Consider the following 23,963-nt stretch of genomic DNA (forward strand, 5'->3'; position numbering starts at 1 on the left):
ATGTGTTATGCAACTACACACGGTTGTTAATATGTTCGGCGCTGATCTTCAGCGCCGTTATCACGAAAAAATTCATAAAATCACCCTTCATGGCGGTTTCAACTGTCCTAATCGAGATGGTACATTGGGGCGGGGAGGTTGCACTTTCTGTAATGTCTCTTCTTTTGCTGATGAGCAAACACAATATCACTCAATTGAAGAACAGATTGCATTACAAGCTAAAAATATTAACCGTGCACATCGTTATCTTGCTTATTTTCAAGCCTATACCAGCACTTATGCCGAAGTAGAATACTTACGTACTTTATATGAAACCGCGCTATTACAAGCCGATATGGTAGGGTTATGTGTAGGAACCCGGCCAGATTGTGTGCCAATTAGTGTGTTAGATTTATTGCAAGGTTATCGTGATCAAGGTTATGAAGTGTGGTTAGAACTCGGTTTACAAACAGCTCATGATAAAACATTGAAGTACATTAATCGTGGGCATGATTTTCAATGTTACCAAGCGACGACTCGTGAAGCTCGCCAGCGTGGTTTAAAAGTGTGTACGCACCTTATTGTCGGGTTACCACGAGAAGATCATCTGCTTAATATGCAGACATTAGAACGAGTGGTTGAAACGGGTACTGATGGGCTTAAATTGCACCCTTTGCATATTGTTGAAGGCAGTACGATAGCTAAGGCATGGAAAGCAGGGCGTATTAATGCATTGACGCAAGAACAATATGTTTATACAGCGGGTGAGATGATCCGCCATACTCCTCCTGAAATTATTTATCATCGTGTTTGCGCTAGTGCTAGAAAACCTACGTTATTAGCTCCTGAATGGTGTGAAAATCACTGGTTAGGAATGAACGCACTTTATCAAGATTTATTAAAAAAAGGTGTGCAAGGTAGTGGGATTGGCAAAGCATTTATTCCTTATTAAGTGAATTACTCATAATTAAAAACGCCTTCAATCTTTATTTAATATTGATTAAAGGCGTTAATTTTTTATCTTAAAAATCTAAATAACTACTGAATTAATTCCAAGTCATCCAGTGCTTTTTGTAATGAAGGATAAAAATTAAGTTCTCCTTCAATAGGCGTGACTCTTGCTCTTGCCAACGTTTTTAATGGCTGGAAAGGAATATCACACACAATCACATGGGTATCATGTTTTACATCAGTAACGAAATGTTGGAACGCATGTAAGCCCCCTGCATCTAATACAGGAACCGCATCCCATTGCATAATAATGGTTTTATAACCTTTACTGCGTTCGCGTAACTCATTAAAAATACGTTCAGCTGCTGCAAAGAATAATGGACCATTAACACGCACAACTAATAACTGCTTATCATCATCAGTATAAGGGGATTCAGTTATTTTGGTCATATTGGCAATACGACGCATAAATAACAGTGAAGCTAATACAATACCGATAGTAATGGCAATGACCATATCAAAGAGAACGGTGAGTGATAAACATAACACTAAGACAATAATATCATCTTTAGGGGCGTGACGAATAAGATCAATAACTTTACGCGCTTCACTCATATTCCATGCAACAATTAGCAGTAGTGCTGACATTGCGGCTAAAGGTAAATATGAAAGAAATGGGGCTAATACTAGCAAAGTTAGTAATACCAACAATGAGTGAACAATGGCAGAAACTGGTGATGTTGCACCCGCACGCACGTTAGCAGCTGAACGTGCAATCGCTGCAGTTGCTGTTATACCACCAAAGAAAGGTGCGACAATATTACCAACCCCTTGTCCTAGTAATTCACCATTAGAGTGATGTTTTTTGCCTGTCATGCCATCAAGTACAACGGCACACAGTAACGATTCGATAGCGCCTAGCATTGCCATTGAAAAAGCTGCGGGTAATAAAGCAGAAACTGTGCTCCAATTTAATTCAAGAGATGCTCCAGTACTTGGTAAATTCCAAGGTAAAACAAACTGAGGCAAAATAGGTGGAATACCTTGCCCAGCTGATCCATCTGGAAGTAGATAACTAAACTGTGAGCCAATCGTTGCAACTTCATGGCCAAACATATTCACAATACCCATTACTGCAGTACCCGCGATTAAAGCGGGTAAATGCCCTGGTAGGCGTAAATTTAATTTTGGCCAGTAGATTAAAACAAACAGTGTTGTTAAGCCGATAAGCGTATCACCAAGGTGAATGGTTGGTAATGCAGAACCTAAGGCAATAATTTTATCGATATAAGTTTCTGGTACATGCGCCATCTCAAGACCAAAAAAGTCTTTTATTTGCATGGTCGCAATGGTGATTGCAATCCCTGAGGTAAATCCAAGTGTTACAGAAACAGGAATATACTCAATGAGTTTACCAAAGCGGGCTAATCCCATAACAACTAAAATAACGCCAGACATTAATGTGGCAATCAATAAGCCACTTAAACCGAATTGCTGAGATACAGGATAAAGTATCACAACGAAAGCCGCTGTGGGGCCTGAAACACTGTAGCGAGAGCCACCAGAAACAGCAATGACTATACCGGCAATAGCTGCGGTATAAAGACCGTATTGCGGAGGAACACCGCTACCAATTGCCAGTGCCATGGCTAAAGGTATCGCGATAATTCCGACGGTGATCCCTGCAATAATATCTTTTAATAAACGCGCAAAAGAGTAAGGCTCTTTTACACATGCATCAATAAATGCACTAAAGGGGCGAACCCGGTTAACTTTATGAGTTTTCATTTAGGATTAAACCAAAATAAGAAGTCAGATGCCGAATAACGGCGATAAGGAAAAGAGAGGATATCGCTTTTATTCGCTGATAATAATGTGATACATCAAATTATTAATGCATATCTTAAAGCTTAGTAGAAATAAAATCAATTAAACTAATAAGTTAACCTAAATAGATAATGTAATGTATCTTATTGTGTTTATTCTGTTGCTTGCATGAGAATAAAGTTTAAATTTATATTAAAATTATAAAAAGTGTTTTGTTTTAGAATAAATGTCGTTTATAAATAGGATAATAAAATCTTTTTATGCCATAAAAATAGGATAGATATAAATAACAACTACATAAGTTTTTTCAACTCATTAAAATTAATTATCAGAGATTGTTAAGTGATAACAGATTATTAAATAAAATAATTAAGCAAAAATAAAATAAAAAATGTGTTGTATGCTAACAATAATACCATCAAAAAATGAAGAATAGTGGATATAAATAACTTAGTGAAGAGAAACGAGACTAGAAGTGTATATTTTTAATACCAAAAAATAGAGCCTAGCTAAAAAAGCTAGGCTCTATTTTAGAATATGGCGGTGAGAGAGGGATTCGAACCCTCGATACGTTGCCGTATACACACTTTCCAGGCGTGCTCCTTCAGCCTCTCGGACATCTCACCGTGTTGTTGTTGGATATGTACTTAACATCTCTCAACGGGGCGCTACTATATGGAAAAGGTTCATAGGCGTCAACAGCTAAATGCATTTTTCCTTTAACTTTTGTATCAAGCAGTCAAATAAAAAACAATATGCACAAATGCTAGACAAATTATGCAGTAAACCAATTCATGCAATAGGTTAGCGTATTGAAAAAAGAATTGAGAATTTCGTTAACTGGTTAACATTCTCAACATTTTTATTAACAACTTATTCAAAGAGACTTGAAATCAGAACGTAACCCTCGCACCCTATGATAAAAATGCTGGAGGAAGGCAAAATGAATATTATTTTTTATCATCCTTTTTTTGACGCAGAAACATGGATCAATGGCATGAAGGCGCGTTTGCCAAATGCCAATATACGTATTTGGGAACCTGGCGATAATCAACCTGCTGATTATGCTATGGTTTGGCTTCCTCCTTATGAAATGCTTGCCAGTCGTAATCAGCTTAAAGGTATTTTTGCATTAGGGGCAGGCGTTGATGCTATTTTAAAGCAAGAACAACAAAAGCCTGGCACATTACCTACAGGTGTTCCGGTTATGCGTTTGGAAGACACAGGAATGGGGCTTCAAATGCAAGAATATGCGATTGCGAAAGTGATGTATTATTTTCGTCGTATGGATGATTATAAACGCCAACAATCACAACGTTTATGGAAACAGCTTCCTGCGCATTCTTATGATAATTTTGTGATCGGCGTTTTAGGCGCAGGAGCTTTAGGTGGGTGTGTTGCGACTAAACTTGCCGAACTTGGTTTTAAAGTTCGCTGTTGGAGTCGCAGTGAAAAACAAATTAAAAATGTTGAAAGCTTTTATGGTAAAGATCAACTCAGTGATTTCCTCAAAGAGTGTAATCTACTGATCAATTTATTACCTTATACGTCTGAAACTCACGGTATTTTAAATTTTTCTCTATTTGAACAACTCAAGCCTTCTTCTTATTTAATTAATCTTGCCCGTGGTGCGCATTTAGTTGATCAAGATTTACTCGAAGCGATAGATCAAGGATATATTTCTGACGCGACTCTTGATGTTTTCTCTCAAGAACCTTTAGCAGGAATGCATCCATTTTGGACGCATCCTCGCATTTCTATTACGCCACATATTGCTGCTTTTACCATTCCTAATATTGCAATGGATACAATTGTTGAAAATATTCATCGAATTGAAAAAGGCGATGTACCTTTGGGTGTGGTTGATATGAAGAGTGGGTACTAAGTCTATTTTATTTATTTTTAATTTTAGATAATAGACGGTAAAATTTAGTTTACTGTCTATTTTTTTTATGTCAGCTTTCAAAAAAAATACTTTTCTTAAATTCCATATAATGTCATAAAAATCTAGTTGTAAAAAGATATCCTTTGCAAATTATCTTGTTGATTATTTCCTCATTATTTTAAAATGATGAGGTATATTATGGTTAATGGAATAAAAAAGATAGACAGTAAATTAACACCTATGGGCACTTTTCATGGACGTAAAGAAGGAGACTTGGTAAGAGATATAAAGAATAGCGATAGTATCTATACTAAAACGTGTGATAAGCAAAAAGAAGAAAAACAATTTAGCTTAAATAACATTAATAACTATGTATATTTAGGCTCAACCAATACACCTTTACTTAATAATATGGGGATCACGCTTGCAGATGATGGTTCTTTGATCTTAATTAAAGGAAAAACATATGATTTATTTACAGGAGTATATCAAAAACATTTTAATGGAGGATTTAAATATAATGTTTTTAATATAGAGTCTCAAAAAGTTGATAGCATGAAGTTTAAAGAACTTTATGTTGATTATAATGGTTTTTTAATTGGAAGTAAGAGAGGTGAAAATAAATCTAATAGTATAGAAGAAACCAAGAATGAGTTATATAAAATTAAGTTTAATAAAATTGAAAAAGAATATGATTTAAATGATTTTTCATCAAATAATATTGATGGTAACTTTATTGTTGAGTATGAAGAATATATAGTTAATGATAATCAAAAACAAGATTTATCAAATATTAATAATGTTGTTGAATTAGAAGAAAATAATATTATAAAAATAAATAGAGAAGGTCTAAACATTACAGTTGAAGTTAAAGATAACCAGCTTTTTACAACTGGATTACCTGCAATATTAGAGTCGGAATATGATCAGTTTGACTATGCTAAAACTGATGGTAATATTGAACTTGAAAAGCATAGAATAAAACTTCCATTGAAGAAAACTGATAAAATATTAGCTATTAAGCCAATATTAAATCAGATTCAAATTATTGTTGATAAAGGTAATAAAATAAAAATATATTATCTAGATCCTTTCAATATTTTTGCGATTAAAGATTATCAGTATGAGGTTACTCGTTTAAAACAGGAGCCTCCTTTATCTTTTTACTCAATGGTTGGTGAAAATAATTATAAAAATTATCATTCAGGACAACCATTTTCGACTCAGACAATCGGAAATTTTAGTAGCCGAAATATCCCTTTTTTATCATCTCTTATTGATAATATTAGAGTAAATGTTAGTAAGGCTAAAGAACAATATGCATTAAAAAAATATCGATCAATGTTGATAAATATTGCTAAAGCTATTGATCCTGGATTTATAGGAACCGTTTGTAATATAAAACGACTTATTAATTCTTCGAACACTATATATAGAAGTAAGCCAATGGCATTACATGGTATTAAAGAAAATATAAGGAAAGGCTATGATGTGTTAAATCGTATTGTGAAAGGTGTAAAAAATGGTTTAACACAAGGTGAGGTAATTCATTTATTGGTTAATGATCTAAAAAATAAAGAAAGTATTACAATCGGACACCATAATGAGCTTTTAGCTTTCTTTGGTTTTAATGCATTTAGTTTACCCTATAATATAGGAGTTAACGCTTTTATATTAGCTTCTTATGCAAAATCGCACTCAATTACATTATCAAAAAGTGAAGATAATAAAATCACTTTTTCTTTTATTAATAATAAGACGAGACTTTTATCTACGGGGTTGTCCGCGGGTATTGGTGGATATGAAAAAAGATGGGGTACAAAAAGTGTAAATTATGGTTTTGTTACTCCTGTCATGGCAAGCGCTATATTAAATGCCACTTATGCTAAAAAATCTAATTTCTCATTTAGTATTGATATTAGCGAGGTCAAAAATTTTATTAATCAAGGGCTTAATTTAAATGAAAATGAATTAATCACTAATACTATCCTTGAAATGGATAAAAATATGAGTGTTTCTGTGGGAACTGAACTAAGAAATGAAGTGAGTTTTGATGTTGATGTAGTTGCTAATCCCGATATGGAATTAACTATACCAAGAAATGCTATTGGTGTAAATTTTATTCTCAATTTATTAAAACTAAATTTAAATATTAATGAATTAATTGATATTGGTGAAACAGATGTCACAAAAAAAACAAAAAGGCTTGATCTCAGTTTAATCGAGCTTGGTTTTGATTTTTATCGTGATTTGAGAATTATGCCTTCTACAACGACTTCTGATTATTCTGTTCAATGGTATCCATTAATATCCGTAAAAGATTTCGAATTAATGGTGAAAAAAAGAATAAATAGCTTATTGAATTTTACACTTTTTAAAAGTGAAAAATTAATAGAAGCAGAAACTCTGGAGAAAGATAATAAAAATATAAAAGGAATTTATAAAAGAGTATTAAAGTTAAATAAGTTATTAGAAAGTTATCCAGAAAAATATCAACTTTCTAATAATATTAATAAATTAAATAAAGTCTATTTAAATTTATCATCAGATAAAAATCCGATTAATGAATTAAAAGATAATGTTGATGAAAATGTTATTACTGATGAAAATATTATTACTGTCCCACCTCAAAGTAAAGAAGATAATTTTCAGAATCAAATAACAAAGGAAAATAGACAATATAATATTCGCCTTTTTTTAGCCTCATTAAAGGAAAGAAAAGAGACTTTGTCTTCTCAGAAAAAAAATAACATGAATGAAAAATTTAAGCCTTATTTTATATCTAATTATCAGTTGAATAAACAAGGGTGCTCAATTCGTTATGATTTAAAAAAAGAAATAAATCATCTAATTGAAGAGTGTAGAAGTAATAAAAAAATTGATTTAAATATAATCAAAACAAAGCTGGATGATTTATATACTGAATATAAACAGCAGTTTACTAATGTTAAATATCAAATTGAATCTACAGATATTATGTCTATTAGTGAATATTCATACAAAAAGAAAACATTACCAACAATATTTATACGACCAAACAGTGAAAAAGCGATTACGCATACTCAAGTTAAAGGGAATATTAATTATATTTTTAATGGGGATGAAGAGACAATCGAAAAAATATCAACTAGTTATTATTTCTAATGTAATCATTTGTTTTGCTTATAGTTAACGTGATGTAACTTATAAAATCATTCTTAGGTGAACAAGGGGTTTAAAAAGATGAGTGGTGTTAAATTTTGTTTAATCTGTTATTTTTAATTTTTATGGTATTTATTGCTAATTAATTGACGTAATCGAAAAGATAAGTTTATTAAATTGTAATTTTGTTTAACTTGGTGATATAAAGTAGTTTCCCATGTTTATCAGGCAATATACCTAATGAATATAGCAAAACTTCTTGAGCAAATAGCGGAGAAAGGATGGTGTGTATGGGATAATTTCCTTACACCAGAAGCTGTTCAACAATTACGTGCTTGTTTTAATGGCGATGCACAACAAGCTCGTATTGGGCGTCATGAAAATCGACAGGCAGAGATAGCGATACGGAGTGATAAAATTCGTTGGCTAGAACCCGAAATGGGAACACCCGTTCAGCATTATTTAATGCAAATGGAGTCTATTCAACGTGCTGTGAATCGTGAATTTTTTCTTGGACTTTTTGAATATGAAGCGCATTTTGCTTGCTATGAAAAAGGCGCTTTTTATAAAAAACATCTGGATGCATTTAAACAGAATGTTACTCGACGTTTAACGACAGTATTGTATCTTAATGAGGATTGGAAAAAAGAAGATGGAGGTGAGTTAGTTATTTATGATTTGGAAGATAATGAACTTGCAACAGTCGCTCCTAAAGGTGGGCGTTTGGTCGTTTTCCTTTCAGAACAATTCCCTCATGAAGTACTCCCTACTTATAAAGAGAGAATCAGTATTGCAGGGTGGTTTCGTGTAAATGGTGTAAGAGATAACTTTCTCGATATAGCCAGTTAAAAAGCATTAGAATGCTGTTGTCATAAAGTTGTTTTAATATTTTTATAAAACTGCTTTAGAAGATAAGTAGCATGGGATTAGGCGCGTTTCTTATATTAAGTAAAAGACTTAATAATAAGAGCGCGCTTTTTCTGTTTTAAGCGATTAAAGAGAGTAAGCTTAATATTGACAATAAAAGAGATATGACGAAAAAAGTTGATTTTCTTACCATTAAAAGCACAATAACGCGAAACTTTTTAGGATAAAAATACAATGAATGAATTTTCAATAGTTTGCCGACTTTTAGGCACATTATTTCAGCGTGATCCCAAAGATCCTATTTTATCACCAATTATTAAAATGATTGCTGAAGGGAAACTTAGTCAGTTATGGCCATTAGAGCAAGATGAGCTATTTAATACATTAAAAAGTAGCGTCAAAGATTTGGCTATCGTTGAAGCTGATTATCAATCTCTTTTTGCTGGTGAAGCGCCAGCTGTGTCAGTTTACGCCCATGATTATGAAGAAATCAAAGAAGATGATATCCGCCAATTCTTAGTCACAAGAGGGATGCCTGTTACTGATAATGCAACAGACAGTTTTGGTGCTTTATTACTTGCTGCTTCATGGCTTGAAGATAATTCTGCGGAAGATGAAATATTAGCACAAATACAATTATTTGATGAATATTTGCTACCTTGGGCTGGAACATTTTTAGGAAAAGTTGAAGCTCATGCAACAAGTGGTTTCTATCGTACACTAGCAGGTATTTCACGTGGTGCATTATCAGCATTGCGCGAAGAACTCTCTGATGATCAAGAGAGTGATAAGGCAGAAGATCCAGAAGTAGAGTAATATAACTATTTCTTTGTAAAAGTATTTTATTATTCATAAAAAAGGCAAACCATTAGGTTTGCCTTTCTCATTAATGACGATAAATATTTTTAATCAACTCGCGTAACAATTAGAGTTGGATCACGAATTTACCCGGTTTAACTTCAATTCCTTTAGCTAGTTTAAATGCGGCAGCTTCAGCACTGTTTTTTTCTGGATTAAGAACATATACAGGATGATTATCAAAGTAAGTCGTGATTGTGGTATCTAAATAAGGTTTTAGTGCGATAACCACGGCATCCATTTTTTCTGGAGAGACTTTGTAGCTATCAATAACCATTGATTTTATGTATATCGCTCCTTTATCAGCTTGATAAGAAGGTTGGCCTGATAACGTAAGCTCAACTTTAGCGCTTGTCTTGCCAAAAAATGAATTAATCATCAGGTCGGTTGTACCGGAAAGACTAATTTTACCCGGCTCAGTGCGGCCAATTTGAATGGAAAGATTGCTTAATTTAATATCTGCGGATACAACTTCATCTTCACCAATATGTTTCTGGAGATTTATTTTTTGACGGATGTAGTCATTAATAAGGTTTTCACTCACATCAAATTGCTTGAGCTGATCACACCCTGTGACTAAGCTTGTTAATACGAATATAGCGGTTAGAAAAATTGCTTTCATAAACACTCCTTGATCATTGATAACTAAAAGTTTACTCGATCTTTAAGGAGTAAGCATGGCTGTTTCTATTTTTTTACGATTAAATTGGCGATGTAATGCATAAAGTGTTATTAAACCCACGGTTCCTAGTAAGAACCAAGGCAATTCAGGCATATCAAATTGATTGCCTAAGTCATACATCCATCCACCACCTGTATATCCAATTGCACCACCAAACGCTAAGCCTAACCGGCTAAATCCCATATAACTACCACGAGCTCGAGGATCGGCAAGTGAGGCACTTAATGTTTCGCGTGCAGGCTCTGCTGTAATAGTACCAAGATAAAATAGGCCAATAATCAAGAAAATACTTTGTAATGAATGGATCATACCAACAGGGAACATGCTGATGCTCATTAAAAATAAGCCGGCCATTAAACGCTGTTCTAATCGGAAACGTTTCTCACTCCAGCGAGCAATCGGATAAAGTAATGTTAAAGAAAGCAGGGCTTCAATGGCATACATCCATTTTACTGCTGTTGGTGTACCCGCAATATCGTTGACGATGATAGGAAACATCAACATGACTTGAACGGATAATACAAAATAGCCTGTCAGTGTTAAGACATAACTGACAAAACGCTTATCAAGAAATACTCGTTTTAACCCTTCTTTAATTGGTGTTCGGGTTGTGGATATACGATAAGCGGGTAATAACCAAGCATTAAATAAGGCTGCGATAACAAAAACACCAGCACCGACCCAGCAAACTAAATGAAAATCATATTGTAATAACCAGCTACCGATGAGTGCACCAATCACGGCGCCGGCGCTATCTTGCATCAATAATAAAGAGTAAAAACGACCGCGCTCATAAGGACGGGTTAATTTGATAACTAGCGCTGTGCGAGGAGGATCAAATAACGTTCCACCTAATGCAGATAAAATGCAAGATAACCAAAGTATCCAAGGTTGATCTGCGATTGCCATTAAAGCAAAACCTAAAGCTCGTAATAACATGCCTGTTATTATCATTGGTTTTGCACCAAAACGGTCTGCAATAGCACCACCAAAAATGCCGAGGCCTTGTTGTACTAATTGTCTAAGCCCTAATGCAAAGCCGACAATAACACCAGCCCATCCTAATTGTTCGACGAAACGAATAGAAATCAGTGGAAAAACGACGAAAAAACCTAAGACAACTAACATATTGTCAATTAGGAGAAAGTATTTACCCAAAGTACGGGCTTGTGTTACCAGCGCCATTACTCACCATCAATAAGCAAATAATTTAAATAAAATAAGGGAGGAATGAAATAATTTATTTCTTCGACTATTCTGTCTCTAAATGTGCATAATTCCTAGTAAATTAAAGATGATATTTTTTTATTAAGGTTAGTGGCAGAATAAGAAGAGTTGCTTCAGAATTAGACTTATTTATATCAAAGGATAATGAGATTGTAATGTTTGGTTATCGTGGCGGAATTCCTAAAATTCGTTTTGAAACACAAAGAATGGTCATTCGTTTAGCATACGAGCGAGATGCTGAAAGATTGGCCAATTATTATACATTAAACCGTCGTTTTTTAATTCCATGGGAACCCGTAAGAGATAAAACACATTATTTACCTTCTGGTTGGGAACACCGTTTACAATTTATGAATGAATTACACCGACAAGAAAGTGCTTTTCATTTTCTGCTATTAACACAAAAAGAGGATGAAATTATTGGCGTTGCTAATTATAGCAATGTTATGCGTGGCGCTTTTAATGCCTGTTTTTTGGGATATTCAGTCGGTGAAAAATGGCAAGGTCATGGCTATATGTCGGAAGCGTTAACGGAAACACTTCGCTATATGCAAAGACAACAAGGGATGCATCGTATTATGGCGAATTATATGCCTCATAATTTACGCAGTGGAAACCTATTAGCTAAACATGGTTTTGAGCGTGAAGGATACGCCAAAAATTATCTACAAATTAATCAAGAGTGGCGAGATCACGTACTGACGGCATTAACAACGCGAGCTTATTTTAAACGTTAATCATTACTTTCCGAATAAAAACTCGATTATTGAGGGTGAGATACACGCTATGGTGGAAGTAATGTTGAGAAAAATACTCACGAAACCATAAATAACTATTTTTTAATCGCTTTGATTAGTCCAAGATAGGCTGGATCAGCATATTCTTAGCCAATTGAAGATTGATTTTTCGATGTTAGAGACGGAGTATAGTCCCTTTCTTTTTATTCTATTTAACAAAAACCTGAATGACTTTATGAATTTACTTAAATCACTTGCTGCAGTGAGTTCTATGACCTTATTTTCACGGGTGCTAGGATTTATTCGTGATGCAATTATTGCGCGTATTTTTGGCGCAGGTATGGCAACCGATGCCTTTTTTGTTGCGTTTAAACTGCCAAACTTATTACGTCGTATTTTTGCGGAAGGCGCATTTTCTCAAGCATTTGTTCCGATCTTGGCAGAATATAAAAGTCAGCAAGGCGAGGAAGCAACGCGTACCTTTATTGCTTATGTTTCGGGTATGCTGACACTTATTCTCGCTGTGGTTACCGTAATTGGTATTATTGCCGCGCCTTGGGTGATTTATGTTACAGCACCAGGTTTTAGTAGTTCACCCGATAAGTTTCAATTAACGACAGATTTATTACGGATCACCTTTCCTTATATTTTCCTTATTTCATTAGCTTCATTGACAGGCTCTATTTTAAATACTTGGAATCGTTTTTCAGTACCCGCTTTTGCTCCAACACTACTCAATGTCAGTATGATCTTTTTCGCTTTAGTGGTCGCCCCTTATTGTAATCCTCCTGTTATGGCATTGGCGTGGGCGGTTGTTGCTGGGGGAATATTGCAGCTAGGTTATCAATTACCACATTTGAAAAAAATCGGTATGCTTGTTTTACCGCGTGTATCATTTAAAAATAGCGGTGTTTGGCGTGTAATGAGACTGATGGGACCGGCTATTTTGGGGGTGTCGGTTAGCCAAATATCGTTAATTATCAATACTATTTTTGCTTCTTTTTTAGTGTCTGGCTCAGTTTCTTGGATGTATTATGCAGACCGTTTAATGGAATTACCGACAGGGGTATTGGGTGTTGCATTAGGTACAATCTTACTTCCTTCATTATCTAAAAGTTTTGCCAGTGGTAATACTGAAGAATATAGAAAATTGATGGATTGGGGATTAAGACTGTGTTTCTTACTAGCATTGCCTTGTACTATTGGTTTAGCGATATTATCTGGGCCTTTAACTGCGTCCTTATTTCAGTATGGTAATTTTAATGCCCATGATGCACTAATGACACAACAGGCATTAATCGCTTACTGTGTTGGGTTAATGGGGCTGATCATCATAAAAATATTAGCGCCAGGTTTTTATTCACGTCAGGATATTAAAACACCAGTAAAAATTGCAATTGCTACATTGATACTCACACAATTAATGAATCTTGCGTTTATTGGTAGTTTAAAACATGTAGGTCTTGCGCTCTCAATCGGTATTGCTGCTTGTTTTAATGCCTCTATGTTGTTTTGGCAGATCCGTAAAAAAGATATTTATCAGCCTTTAGCTGGTTGGCCTGTATTCTTATTAAAACTTATTATCGCGCTTGCCGTAATGGCGGCTGTATTAGTTGGAATGTTGTGGATCATGCCAAGTTGGGATGTCGGCAACATGCTAATGCGTATCTTGCGCTTGCTACTAGTTGTAGTAGTCGGAGCAGGAAGCTATTTTGTTGCGTTATATGCGTTAGGATTTAGACCTCGCCATTTCTCACTACGTGCGTTATAACTGATAACACTGAACCCTCGCTTTTGTATAAAAGCGAGGAGTTGCAAAATTAACAATCTTTCAAACAATGCAACTCTCCTTATTTAGAACCTTTCTCTATTTTTAGACTATTTTTAATGCCACATTGATCACACTTCTAACATTTAGTTATGTAGATTTGCTCCATCCTTTAAAAAAGAAAAAGTAAGGAAAATGCAAAAATCTTTTTTCTCTCTATTTTTTTATTAAATTTTTTTTCCAATTTCTAAATGATTTATACAGTTTTTCGGTGTTGGAATGTGTTTTTTAATCAATATTGATAAATTTATCTAAACATTAATCATATCGAATATCTTTAGACAATTTGTTTACTAGCCGTGATATTCTACATAAAGTAAAAAAATAGACGCTATATTCTAGGTACTTACGGTTTGACGAATTATCTTTTTTTAGATAAACTCTCTTGTGCTGTGTAGGTTTAAAAATTGACACATCTGTTAAATATTTCTTACTTAATGATGAGATATTACGAATATTTCAAAATATTGCAGTATATTTTAAAACATTTGATTTTTTTGATTTAAGACATATTATTATTTCTTTATTCAGGTAGATTAACCGTGACTGTAAAGTTATTTGCTTGTTATCGTTCAGTACTACTGAAAGTGATCATATCTATTTTGTCTGCGCTTCAAATAGGTAACACGATTGCTGGGGATAAGCAGTAAACAATAAGTCGTGTGAATAATGAAATTAATGCTAAATCTATTGTTAATAGATAATTAGATTACTGAAAATTCAGTATGGTACACTAATTACTGCTTTCATTTGTCCGCCATTGTTTTCTGTTTTTCCCTCTCTTTTCTATCCCTTCTCAATATTTCTTATTCATAGCTCAATAACTCAAATATTTCTCCATTTATTCGTTATACTCAAAACAGTTATAATCATCAGGTATTTTTAGTTTAAGACTACTAAATAATCACTCAGTGATTTTGGTAAAAATAACAATAAGAGAGTCAAGGAGCTACTATGAAAAAAGCAATTATCATTTCTGTATCATTAGCTACATTATTTCTTGCTGGCTGTACTGCTGATGGAAAAATTAAAACATCAAGATTGACGCCAGTGAATTGTGTCGGCGTTTTTGATAAAACGAATGAGAGAGTAAGCTTTACAGCGAAAGACGTTGACCAGCGCTTATATAGTCCCGATAAACCTATTGATAGTGTTGATGGTTGGATTGAAAGTAAAGATATCTCAGGATTATTGTGCCAAGATGTTATTACAGCTAACGAAGATTAATAATTAAGGCGTATTGGAAATTTGTTTGAGCCATTGTTTGACGTATTTTTTAGCTATCTTGAATTAAAATTTAACGCATAAAAAACCGATGGTATTATGAATTAACCACCGGTTTTTTTATCACTATTATTAAAAACAGTGATGATTACATTCTATCTACTGTTTCAATACCTAAAGTATCTAAACCTTGTTTTAAGGTTTTCGCGGTTAAACGAGCTAGTTTTAGACGGCTTTGGCGAGTGTTTTCATCTTCAGCTGATAAGATAGGGCAGTTTTCATAAAAGCCAGAGAAAGCTTGTGCCAAATCGTAAAGATAAGCACACATAACGTGAGGTGTTCCTTCACGAGAAACTTGCATAATCGTCTCATCAAATTGGACTAAACGCAATGCAAGCTGTCTTTCATGAGATTGTGTTAGTACGATAGGTTGCGTTAGTGCATTTTCATCAATGTCTGCACGTTTGAAAATTGAAGCAACACGAGTATAAGCATATTGCATATAAGGTGCTGTGTTACCCTCGAAACTTAACATCAGATCCCAATCAAAGATGTAATCTGTTGTACGATTTTTAGATAAATCCGCATATTTAACTGCGCCGATACCCACAACACGAGCAACGTTATTTAATTCGTCTTTATCCATATCTGGATTTTTTTCAGCGATTAATGCGCGAGCTCTTTCTTGGGCTTCATCGAGTAAGTCGGTTAAACGAATAGTGCCACCGGAACGAGTTTTAAACGGACGACCATCTTTACCTAACATCATACCGAACATATGGTGTTCAAGTGACATTGAATCAGGGATATAGCCTGCTTTACGAACAATCGTCCAAGCTTGCATTAAATGCTGGTGCTGACGAGAGTCGATGTAATAAAGTACGCGATCAGCATGTAATGTTTCATGACGGTATTTTGCACAAGCAATATCTGTCGTTGTATATAGATAGCCGCCATCTTTTTTCTGAACGATAACACCCATAGGTTCGCCTTCCTTATTTTTATATTCATCAAGGAAAACAACCGTTGCACCTTCACTTTCTACAGCAAGGCCTTTTGCTTTTAGGTCAGCAACAATACCAGGTAACATTGGGTTATAAAGACTTTCACCCATAATGTCATCTTCGGTTAACGTGACGTTAAGACGCTGATAAGTTGCTTGGTTTTGTTGCATTGTGATATCAACAAGTTTGCGCCACATTGTACGGCAGTATTCATCACCACTTTGCAATTTCACAACATAATTACGGGCACGTTCTGCGAATACTTCATCTTCATCATAGTGTTTTTTCGCTTCACGATAGAACTCTTCGAGATCAGATAATGCCATATCAGCGGCATTTTCATTCTGCTTTTTCTCTAAATACGCAATCAACATACCAAATTGCGTACCCCAATCACCAAGGTGATTAGCACGAACAACATTATGACCCAAGAAAGATAAAGTACGTGCACTTGCATCACCAATAATGGTCGAGCGTAAGTGGCCAACGTGCATCTGTTTCGCAACATTTGGGGATGAATAGTCGATAACAATAGTTTGAGGTTCAACGGGGGTTACGTTTAGGTGTTCATCTACCAATGCGTCTTCAGCTTGCTTTGCAACCCATTGTGGAGATAAAAAGATATTGATAAAACCTGGGCCTGCGATTTCAACTTTATCTGCAATATCCGTAATATCAAGCTTTTCTAAGATCTTTTCTGCGAGTTGTCGGGGTGGGATCCCCATTTTTTTTGCAGCTCCCATGACACCATTTGCCTGATAGTCACCAAATTGTACTTTGGCTGACTGACGGACAAGAGGTTCGCTATCAGCGGGTGCGCCAGCAGCACACATTGCCACACTGATTTTTTCTGAAAGAAAAGCCTGAATATTCACCGGGTTACCTTAAATTATTGAGAAAATAAAACCTGACGACAAGAGTCTGACAGGTTTCTTATAAAGAATTAGGATTAACCTTGAATTTATAACATATTCCGGCTAGAACATGCTACCATCTCGACCTTATCTTTAAGGTTTTTTCTCTGTTTTTTCATTAAGGTTATTCAAAATGGCGTTATTTTCTTCAATTTCTCAATTAAATGATTTAACTCGTGAGCTTTCTTTGTTTGAAGAAAATATGACACTATTGGCCGATAGTTTAGGTATGGATTTAGCTATTTATCCCACTGATCATGTGTCGTTACGTTGTCACGAATTGGCATTGGCAGAGCAGTGGCGAATAGGATTAAGTCAGTGTGGAAAGTGTATTTCTGATAATGTGATTAATGGGCGCCCAATATATCTATTTCAATTAGAGACGCCATTAACGATTTTAAATCAATCAGTTTCAATTGTTGAACTGCCTTTTCCCACAAATAAAAAATATGAATATCAAGGTTGGGAGCATATTGAGCAAGTGATCTCCGTCGAACCAAGCGAGTTAGTAAGTAGAGTCATGTCTTTTTTACCCCAAATGTTACCGGAGAATGTGAGCTTAAAAATCAGTGAACCTAAAGGTGAGAAAGAGCGTTTACCTAATCCAACGGTGGCTATTTCTAATGGAAAAGTCACTGTGAAGTATCATCCTTATTCGTTACTTGAAATCGTAGAAAGTGAGTGTTGAACGACACTTTCAGAAAATAGTTTGCTTGTGTCAGCACAAAATTCTGATAGTGGAATTGAATGAATCACGATATTCGACAACTATTGTTAGTAATCGCTGAGAAATGATATTTATTTTCTGATTACTTTCTTTATTAAGGATGGAGAGGGATGATATGGCTACATTGGAGATTTGTTGTTTTGGCGCTGAATGTGCGTTGGTAGCAGAACGAGCAGGTGCAGACAGAATAGAGCTGTGCACAAGTCCGGCAGAAGGAGGTATTACGCCAAGCTTTGGAATGCTAAGACAAGTCAGAGATCTGGTTCGTATTCCCGTTCATCCTATTATTCGCCCTCGAGGGGGAGATTTTTGTTACACACAAGCTGATTTTTCAGCAATGAAAAATGATATTAGTCTGATCCGTGATATGGGATTTTCAGGGGCAGTTGTTGGTCTTTTAAATGAAGAAGGGCATATTGATTTGCCTAAAATGGAAATTTTAATGGAACTTGCAGGTCCATTGGCCATTACTTTTCATCGGGCTTTTGATATGTGTATTAATCCATTATTAGCGTTAGAACAACTGACTCAGCTGGGGGTTTCTCGTATTTTAACGTCAGGACAGCAACCGAATGCAGAACTCGGTCTGCCATTATTACGAACGTTAAATGAAAAAACACAAGGCCCTATAATTATGGCGGGTGCTGGTGTAAGGCTTAGCAATATCCAAAAATTCCTAGATACAGGATTAAAGGAAATACATAGCTCAGCAGGAAAAGTGGCACCTTCAACCATGATTTATCGTAAAGCCGGTGTCACAATGAGCTCAGACAGTGAAGTTGATGAGTTTACCCATTATTGTGTGGATGAAGATACCGTTGAAGCGATGAAAGATATTATGAGTATTTATGCGCCATTAGCCTCTTAGTTTTAATTAACTTTAGTGGCCGATTTTAAAACTGCGCCTTTTATTGCGCAGTTTTTTTATGCAGTTTCATCTAATACTAAAGTATGTGTTATACCACAATGTTCAACAAAGGTTTCATCATGGGAAACCAGTAATAATGTGCCTTGATATTCAACGAGTAGATTTTCCAATAGTTGTTTAGATTCGATATCAAGGTGATTATCTGGCTCATCAAATAATAATACTGCAGGTGGCTTGGGGCTATGTGTTAAAGCCAATAATGTTGCTTTTAATTGTTCGCCACCACTTAGTTTTTCTAGAGGGAGTAATGATTTATCACCTCTGATCCTTAACATACCCAGCCGTGTTCTCCATTGCTCGATAGAAATAGCGGGTTGATATTGGTGTAGTGCTTGTGCAACGGGTAATGTTTTATCAAGTAAAGCAATATGTTGATCAAGATAACAAAAATCTTTGTTGAGACGAAATTCACCAGCAAGTGGTGCGCACTGCTCGATCAAACATTTTAATAACGTTGATTTGCCACATCCATTTTTACCTTTAATATGCCAATGTTCGTTTCCATAAGCTGAAAATGAAATAGGGTGTTGATAACCATACGGAAGCTGAAGATTATCCACAAATATATTTAAGCGATGTCCATCGCTTTGATAATTCAAGACTATTTTCTGCTGATGAACATGCATTTTTTCTTCATCGACACCTTGTTTTTTAGATTGCATATCTTCTATTACACGCAGATGCCGTTTTGCTACGGCTGATTGGCGTTGTTCTGCTCGATTTTTTTGCATATCTAATAAAAGTAAGCACTGAGAGCCACTTTTCCTAATTGACTCGCCTTGTCGTTTTCGTTGCGTTGTTTTTTGCAAGGTGGCTTGTTGTTGGCGTTTTTCATTTTTAATTTGGCTATTTAGTCGATCACTTGCTGCTTCCAACGATGCTATTTCTGCACGTTTTTGTGTCTCATATAAAGTATAATTTCCACCATATTCAAATAAACCTTTCTCACTTAATTCAAGAATGGTATCAGCATATGAAAGCAAGTTTCGATTGTGACTAACAATAAGAGAGCCAGCTTTGTGCTGAGCCAACTGTTTTACTAGCCATTGTTGACCTTGATAATCAAGGTGATTATCTGGCTCATCCAAAAGAAGAAAACTCTCTGTTTGTAAAAATACACGGCAAAGTGCTAAACGTGTTTGTTCTCCGCCACTTAAATGCGCAATAGGGGTATCTAATGCGACAGGAAGTTGTGCTGAATCTAATAAATTCTCCCACGTAACAGGAAGTTGCCATTTGCCATCAAGCAACTCAATATCTTCTAATGTAGCAATGCCTGCATCAACGCGTTGGAATGCTTGATAAATTTCATGAATATCTAACGCTTGAGCAAGTGTATTACCTTGTAATCGTGTTAATTGATCAACGTGAACAAAAGGCATATTCCAATTAACTTGCCCTGCTGAAGGCGTTATTTTTTGTGCTAATAATCTTAGTAGTATGGATTTCCCTTTACCGTTATGGCCGATTAATGCATTTTGCTGACAAGCCAATGAGCGAGTTAATGGCGGAAAAAGACGTGCTTGATTAAACTCGATAGTAAGTTGTGAGAAGTGACAGGCTATTGTCATAGTAATACCTCCTAAGCGAAATAGGTGGCAGACAGCCGAGATCTTTTTCTAGATGCGACGAAATAAATTATTGTCTGCCAGTAACAGAAAATGAATACCCAAAAAGGTATATGAAAAATTTTCTGGCAGAATTTAGTTCATCGTAGGGAAGTGCCTTCTTAAAAAGAGAAATAATTGAAGAGATTACGCATGCATTTAAGCATGAATAAAGATGAACAACAAGCTCAGAATAAGGTTATCTATGTGTGGCTCTTATTTTACGAGCTTTTATTCTGAATATTATGCGTTTATATATCGATGACATATTAATATAGGTAATGCAAGCTAAAGGAATACCGTAGAATAATGTGCCGTAAGCCATACCAACATGTGGAATATTAAAATAATCGCTATGCTGTGGAATTAAATAAAGATAGTTAATTTCATTTAAATATTGGGGCGTTAACCCACCATAAGGGACTAAGAACTTAAAAATCATGACAGAAAAAAGGCATAGCATAAAATTTAAAACTAATAGTGCAGAATAGAATAAATTCTTTCCCATTTCTTCTTTAGTTTTTACTTGATAACCACTGATAATTCGATTAGCAACAATTACAGCATAAAGCCAAATAATCAGGTTTTCATCACCCATAATCATACTATTTATGATAAGAGCAAATATTCCATAAAAGGGAATAAGAGCAAAAACAAGTTTAGTACGAGCAAATGCAGCCATAAAAACACCAGAATGCACGAGAATAAACTCAAATAAAAATAGAACGGTTAGATTATAAATTGTTTGAACTGAGAAATGTTCAGGAAACCACCAAACGGTAATAATAAACACGATATATAAAAGTTGTGTGGCATAGTCAAATAATGAAAAAAAGAGTTGAACACCTCGTTGTAATGGCGTTAATGGAAGGCGTTTTGCTGATGTGGTTTCGACAAAGGACGAAAAGATAGGATCATTATATTTCTGACGCTTATTCTTTTGTAAAAGAGCGTGTTGTTTTTTTTGTGTTATTTCTTTTTGAGTAGCAACTTTGCTCTTTGGTGTCTTTGCCATAGATTTCTTTAATCGTTCATCTGCAAAATAAGAGGGCGTATAAGGTGTCTTTAATAAAAAAACAAGATGAATATTATGAAAGAAAGGGATATTGAATAACTTGATATCCCTTTAGATCTCAATAAAAAATTAAGGCTTAGTGGCAATTAATATCGCACGTTTAGGGGCGGGATAACCTTCAACTGTTTTTGTTTTATCATCAGCATCTAAGAATGCCTCTAATGAATCCGTTACCATCCAATCTGTTTTACGTTGTTCATCCAGAGAAGTTGTGTTTTCATCGACAATACGCACATCTTTAAAGCCACATTTCTCTAGCCAAACTTTTAGCATTTTTGCCGATGGAATAAAATACACATTACGCATTTGCGCATAACGTTCACCAGGGATCAGGCATTGGAATTCATCACCATCCACAACGAGGCTTTCTAATATTAACTCACCGCCCGAAACTAATTGATTTTTTAATTGCCATAAATGATCAAGTGGTGAACGACGATGATAAAGTACACCCATTGAAAATACGGTATCAAAGGCTTTTAATTCCGGCATTTGTTCAATACCAACAGGAATTAAATGTGCACGTTGATCATTCCCTAATAATTTTCTGACGGCTTCAAATTGGCATAAAAAAAGTTGAGTAGGATCGATTCCCACAACAAACTGAGCACCTTCACCTAGCATTCGCCACATGTGATAGCCACTGCCACAACCGACATCTAATACTAAACGGCCTTCAAGAGGAGAAAGGTGAGGTAAAACACGATCCCATTTCCAATCTGAACGCCACTCTGTATCAATATCGACCCCATAAAGAGAGAATGGGCCTTTTCGCCATGGCATTAAGGATTTCAGAATATTATTTAAACCCAGTTGTTCGCCAGCACTTAATGAAGGTGTTTTATTGGCAATCACTCCATTTTTTAAATCAAGTTCTGTAGGGGTTATTTCGGGCAAACCATCGAGCATTCTTTCCCATGAAGAAAAGTGACCGTGTAACGCATTTGAGCGCCATTCTGATAATTGAGCAGGTAAAGTATCTAACCAATGAAATAAGCGCTCATCTTGCGCAATAAGTTGATAGAACGAGCCAAAATTAATCATTAGTTATTGCCTTTAATCGCTAAAAGAGAGCCGAAATTAAAACATTGGAACCAAACTTCTGCATGAGGGAAGCCAGCATTATGCAAGCGAGTTTTATGGGTTTCAACAGAGTCTGTCAGCATAACATTTTCTAACATGCTACGTTTTTGGCTAATTTCTAATTCGCTGTAACCGTTAGCACGTTTGAAATCATGGTGCATATTAAACAACAATTCACCAATTTCTTTATCTTCAAAACTGAATTTTTCAGAAAGTACTAACACACCACCAGGGTTAAGGCCTTGGTAAATGCGGTTTAATAATATTTGGCGATCACTTGGTGCTAAGAATTGTAAGGTAAAGTTAAGCACGACCATTGAAGCATTATTGATCTCAATGTCAAGAATATCCCCCTCAATAATATCGACGGGGGTATCTGCTTTATAGGCATCAATATGGCGTTGACAACGTTCTATCATAGCCGGTGAATTATCAACACCAATAATTTTGCAGCCTGTTACATCAATATTACGACGCATAGAAAGGGTTGCTGCACCTAAAGAACAGCCTAAATCATAGACTTGACTATTGGGCGTAACAAAGCGGCCGGCAAGCATACCAATCATGGAGATGATATTTGAGTAACCGGGTACTGAGCGTTTTATCATATCCGGAAACACTTCGGCGACTTTTTCATCAAAGCGCCAGTCACCAAGGTTAGCAATAGGTGTCGCAAATAAGCTGTCTTGTTGTGATGATTTTGAATTCGACATAACTGAAATAGATTTAAGGAATAAAAGAAGCACGCATTCTACCAGAAGCGACGGTGCTCACAAAGTTGCATTATTTAGAAAGAAATTGGGAAAAATAAATAAACCTTTTTGATACCTTGCCGTTATTAGACACAACAGCAAGGATGTCAGTTTTGATCATGGATGATCATGTTATTCCCACGAGGACTTAGTAATAAAAGGAAAAGATTTGTATCCAAGGAAGGAAATAAATATTAGCAATGATCATCAATATCATTGATAAGTAAGTGGCTGCCATTCCTGAACGACGCCAGCTAAGTTCACGATGTTTTAATCCATAAGAGTGTAAAAAGCGACCTACGATTAAAATTGAGCCACAGATGTGTACCATCCAAACAAAAGCACCATTCATTTCCATCACCAGCAATAAGATCATGGAAATGGGGATATATTCTACTGCATTGCCGTGAACACGGATGGCTGTTTGTAATTCATAAAAGCCACCATCGCCATAAGCAACCCGATATTGTGTTCTGAGTTTTACGACATTGAGGGACAATTTAATCAATAACAGTGCGCCCAGTATGATATAAAGCGAGCTAACCATCTTTTCTCCATTGCCAAAGCCAAAAAACGGCGAATTAATGATAAACCTCAAAGCGACTTCTGTCGCTATAAATAATTATTATTAATTAATTGTTTGGGGATTAGCAAATCCTTGAAAAGA

General features: G+C 35.4%; 19 protein-coding genes and 1 tRNA gene. 10 read left to right on the forward strand and 10 right to left on the reverse strand.

Features of this window, described 5'->3' with window-relative positions; all coding sequences use genetic code 11:
• Positions 1-7 precede the first annotated feature (7 nt).
• Positions 8-931 (forward strand): tRNA modification radical SAM protein MnmL/YtqA, encoded by a 924-nt coding sequence (gene mnmL / locus CUB63_RS02595; protein ID WP_109847387.1) that lies wholly within the window; start codon positions 8-10, stop codon positions 929-931.
• A gap of 86 nt (positions 932-1,017) precedes the next feature.
• On the opposite strand, the gene dauA is transcribed toward mnmL, so the two are convergent.
• Both dauA and CUB63_RS02605 read right to left on the reverse strand, forming a co-directional pair.
• A complete protein-coding gene (dauA, locus tag CUB63_RS02600; RefSeq protein WP_109847388.1) occupies positions 1,018-2,718 on the reverse strand; it encodes a C4-dicarboxylic acid transporter DauA in 1,701 nt (566 codons plus the stop codon).
• A 577-nt stretch (positions 2,719-3,295) separates the two neighbouring features.
• Positions 3,296-3,383, reverse strand: a tRNA-Ser gene (locus CUB63_RS02605).
• 317 nt (positions 3,384-3,700) lie between these two features.
• Between CUB63_RS02605 and ghrA the strand changes: the two genes are divergently transcribed.
• From ghrA to CUB63_RS02625, 4 genes are all read left to right on the forward strand, one after another.
• Positions 3,701-4,642, forward strand: coding sequence for a glyoxylate/hydroxypyruvate reductase GhrA (gene ghrA, locus CUB63_RS02610; RefSeq protein WP_109847389.1), 942 nt, complete (start codon positions 3,701-3,703; stop codon positions 4,640-4,642).
• A 198-nt stretch (positions 4,643-4,840) separates the two neighbouring features.
• Positions 4,841-7,786, forward strand: a complete 2,946-nt coding sequence (locus CUB63_RS02615; protein WP_109847390.1) for a hypothetical protein — start codon at positions 4,841-4,843, stop codon at positions 7,784-7,786.
• Positions 7,787-8,023: 237 nt separating this feature from the next.
• Entirely contained in the window at positions 8,024-8,632 is a 609-nt protein-coding gene (locus tag CUB63_RS02620) for a 2OG-Fe(II) oxygenase (RefSeq protein ID WP_109847391.1), read from the forward strand.
• Between the two features lie 252 nt (positions 8,633-8,884).
• Positions 8,885-9,466 carry a TorD/DmsD family molecular chaperone gene (locus CUB63_RS02625; RefSeq protein ID WP_109847392.1) on the forward strand — a complete coding sequence of 194 codons (582 nt, stop codon included), beginning with the start codon at positions 8,885-8,887 and terminating at the stop codon, positions 9,464-9,466.
• 109 nt (positions 9,467-9,575) lie between these two features.
• Here the strand turns inward: CUB63_RS02625 and CUB63_RS02630 are convergent, their stop codons facing one another.
• Both CUB63_RS02630 and mdtH read right to left on the reverse strand, forming a co-directional pair.
• The gene (locus CUB63_RS02630; RefSeq protein WP_072064027.1) at positions 9,576-10,130 is read right to left on the reverse strand and encodes a lipoprotein; all 555 of its coding nucleotides are present in this window, start codon (positions 10,128-10,130) and stop codon (positions 9,576-9,578) included.
• A gap of 42 nt (positions 10,131-10,172) precedes the next feature.
• Positions 10,173-11,375 carry a multidrug efflux MFS transporter MdtH gene (gene mdtH / locus CUB63_RS02635; protein ID WP_072064026.1) on the reverse strand — a complete coding sequence of 401 codons (1,203 nt, stop codon included), beginning with the start codon at positions 11,373-11,375 and terminating at the stop codon, positions 10,173-10,175.
• A 197-nt stretch (positions 11,376-11,572) separates the two neighbouring features.
• On the opposite strand from mdtH, the gene rimJ reads away from it, so the two are divergent.
• From rimJ to CUB63_RS02650, 3 genes are all read left to right on the forward strand, one after another.
• Positions 11,573-12,154 (forward strand): ribosomal protein S5-alanine N-acetyltransferase, encoded by a 582-nt coding sequence (gene rimJ, locus CUB63_RS02640; protein ID WP_072064025.1) that lies wholly within the window; start codon positions 11,573-11,575, stop codon positions 12,152-12,154.
• 235 nt (positions 12,155-12,389) lie between these two features.
• On the forward strand, positions 12,390-13,925 hold the full coding sequence (gene murJ / locus CUB63_RS02645; protein ID WP_072064024.1) for a murein biosynthesis integral membrane protein MurJ: 1,536 nt from the start codon (positions 12,390-12,392) through the stop codon (positions 13,923-13,925).
• 1,011 nt (positions 13,926-14,936) lie between these two features.
• A complete protein-coding gene (locus CUB63_RS02650; RefSeq protein ID WP_006536582.1) occupies positions 14,937-15,209 on the forward strand; it encodes a hypothetical protein in 273 nt (90 codons plus the stop codon).
• Positions 15,210-15,354: 145 nt separating this feature from the next.
• Here the strand turns inward: CUB63_RS02650 and argS are convergent, their stop codons facing one another.
• Positions 15,355-17,085: an arginine--tRNA ligase gene (argS, locus tag CUB63_RS02655; RefSeq protein ID WP_109847393.1), complete on the reverse strand. Its 1,731-nt coding sequence runs from the start codon at positions 17,083-17,085 to the stop codon at positions 15,355-15,357.
• A 172-nt stretch (positions 17,086-17,257) separates the two neighbouring features.
• On the opposite strand from argS, the gene CUB63_RS02660 reads away from it, so the two are divergent.
• Both CUB63_RS02660 and cutC read left to right on the forward strand, forming a co-directional pair.
• Entirely contained in the window at positions 17,258-17,812 is a 555-nt protein-coding gene (locus CUB63_RS02660) for a VOC family protein (protein WP_006536584.1), read from the forward strand.
• A 154-nt stretch (positions 17,813-17,966) separates the two neighbouring features.
• Complete coding sequence (gene cutC, locus CUB63_RS02665) at positions 17,967-18,719, forward strand: copper homeostasis protein CutC (protein ID WP_109400513.1); 753 nt, start codon at positions 17,967-17,969, stop codon at positions 18,717-18,719.
• Between the two features lie 56 nt (positions 18,720-18,775).
• Here cutC and CUB63_RS02670 read toward each other — a convergent pair whose 3' ends face one another.
• From CUB63_RS02670 to CUB63_RS02690, 5 genes are all read right to left on the reverse strand, one after another.
• Positions 18,776-20,350: an ATP-binding cassette domain-containing protein gene (locus CUB63_RS02670; RefSeq protein WP_109847394.1), complete on the reverse strand. Its 1,575-nt coding sequence runs from the start codon at positions 20,348-20,350 to the stop codon at positions 18,776-18,778.
• 235 nt (positions 20,351-20,585) lie between these two features.
• On the reverse strand, positions 20,586-21,401 hold the full coding sequence (locus CUB63_RS02675; RefSeq protein WP_006536590.1) for a hypothetical protein: 816 nt from the start codon (positions 21,399-21,401) through the stop codon (positions 20,586-20,588).
• Between the two features lie 129 nt (positions 21,402-21,530).
• Positions 21,531-22,505, reverse strand: a complete 975-nt coding sequence (cmoB, locus tag CUB63_RS02680; protein WP_109847395.1) for a tRNA 5-methoxyuridine(34)/uridine 5-oxyacetic acid(34) synthase CmoB — start codon at positions 22,503-22,505, stop codon at positions 21,531-21,533.
• Positions 22,505-23,257 (reverse strand): carboxy-S-adenosyl-L-methionine synthase CmoA, encoded by a 753-nt coding sequence (gene cmoA, locus CUB63_RS02685; RefSeq protein WP_072064240.1) that lies wholly within the window; start codon positions 23,255-23,257, stop codon positions 22,505-22,507. The genes cmoB and cmoA overlap by 1 nt, the downstream gene beginning before the upstream one ends.
• 187 nt (positions 23,258-23,444) lie before the next feature.
• Complete coding sequence (locus CUB63_RS02690; RefSeq protein ID WP_006536594.1) at positions 23,445-23,843, reverse strand: MAPEG family protein; 399 nt, start codon at positions 23,841-23,843, stop codon at positions 23,445-23,447.
• Between the last annotated feature and the right edge of the window lie 120 nt (positions 23,844-23,963).

Source organism: Proteus penneri (genome assembly GCF_003144535.1).
Classification (GTDB): domain Bacteria; phylum Pseudomonadota; class Gammaproteobacteria; order Enterobacterales; family Enterobacteriaceae; genus Proteus; species Proteus penneri.